The following is a 1343-nucleotide window of genomic DNA, read 5'->3' on the forward strand; positions in this document are numbered from 1 at the left end:
AGTAATCGTATATCAGCAATGATACGGTGAATACGTTCCCGGACCTTGCACACACCGCCCGTCAAGCCATGGAAGCTGGGTGTACCTAAAGTCGGTAACCGCAAGGAGCCGCCTAGGGTAAAACTAGTGACTGGGGCTAAGTCGTAACAAGGTAGCCGTATCGGAAGGTGCGGCTGGAATACCTCCTTTTTAGAGATGATCGCTGGAAACAATCTTTTCAGCTGTTGCTTCACTTAACTTTCATAGAACATTTCATAAGTTCTTTTTATGGTAACCCGATAAGAGGGATTCGATATAACCTGGATCGGGCTACAATCAAACAGATCCGTAGCTCAGCCTGGTTAGAGCACTACACTGATAATGTAGGGGTCAGCAGTTCAAATCTGCTCGGGTCTACTGCGATCGCCAAAGCGAAAGTAAAGGTGATCAAAAGCTAATAGCTATTAGCTGATAGCTATCTGCTCAATTAATTTGGGGGGTTAGCTCAGTTGGCTAGAGCATCTGCCTTGCACGCAGAGGGTCATCGGTTCGACTCCGATATCCTCCACCAAATGAGGTTCGGGGATATCCTCCACAACAAAAGTTCTTTCAAACAAGATGGTGTGACGTAATGGTCTATAAGGTTCGCAGCCTTAACATCAGCTACAAACGCTCACTCTCGCAAGAGATCAGGCGTTCTCTTTAGTTCCCTTTTAGGGGCTGGAGGGTAGTTCTTTGACATATTGGGATAATAAAAGTTGTAAATAACGAGTAATAGTAATAACTCTTTTAAAGCACTTAAGGGCGTATGGTGGATGCCTTGGCTCTGAGAGACGATGAAGGACGTGGTAAGCTGCGATAAGCTGGGGGGAGCTGCACACAAGCATTAGATCCCCAGATTTCCGAATGGGACAACCCGGCACACTGAAGGTGTGTCACTCCGCAAGGAGAGTCAACCCTCTGAACTGAAACATCTAAGTAGGAGGAGGAAAAGAAAACAAACGTGATTCCCCAAGTAGTGGCGAGCGAAAAGGGAACAGCCCAAACCTGTGTCGCGTGCGGCACAGGGGTTATAGGACCACATTTAGAAATCAACATCAAGCTGAATCTTCTGGAAAGTTGAACCATAGCAGGTGATAGTCCTGTAGGCACAAATTGTTGAGGACGCGTGGTATCCTGAGTAAGGCGGGACCGGAGAAATCCTGCCTGAATTTGTCGGCACCATCCGATAAGGCTAAATACTCCTCAGAGACCGATAGTGAACCAGTACCGTAAGGGAAAGGTGAAAAGCACCCTAAACAAGGGAGTGAAATAGTACCTGAAACCGTACGCCTACAAGCGGTCGGAGCCAGCAATGGTGACGG

The 1343-nt window shown here is 47.4% G+C and carries 2 tRNA genes and 2 rRNA genes; all 4 read left to right on the forward strand.

Going from position 1 to position 1343, the window contains the following annotated elements:
• Nucleotides 1-189: ribosomal RNA gene (locus ACJ751_RS20985) — 16S ribosomal RNA — on the forward strand; the annotation flags it as partial.
• A gap of 132 nt (nucleotides 190-321) precedes the next feature.
• A tRNA-Ile gene (locus ACJ751_RS20990) sits at nucleotides 322-396 on the forward strand.
• A 77-nt stretch (nucleotides 397-473) separates the two neighbouring features.
• A tRNA-Ala gene (locus ACJ751_RS20995) sits at nucleotides 474-550 on the forward strand.
• Nucleotides 551-767: 217 nt separating this feature from the next.
• Nucleotides 768-1343, forward strand: a 23S ribosomal RNA gene (locus ACJ751_RS21000); the annotation flags it as partial.

Source organism: Niastella sp., from assembly GCF_045805085.1.
Classification (GTDB): Bacteria; Bacteroidota; Bacteroidia; order Chitinophagales; family Chitinophagaceae; genus Niastella.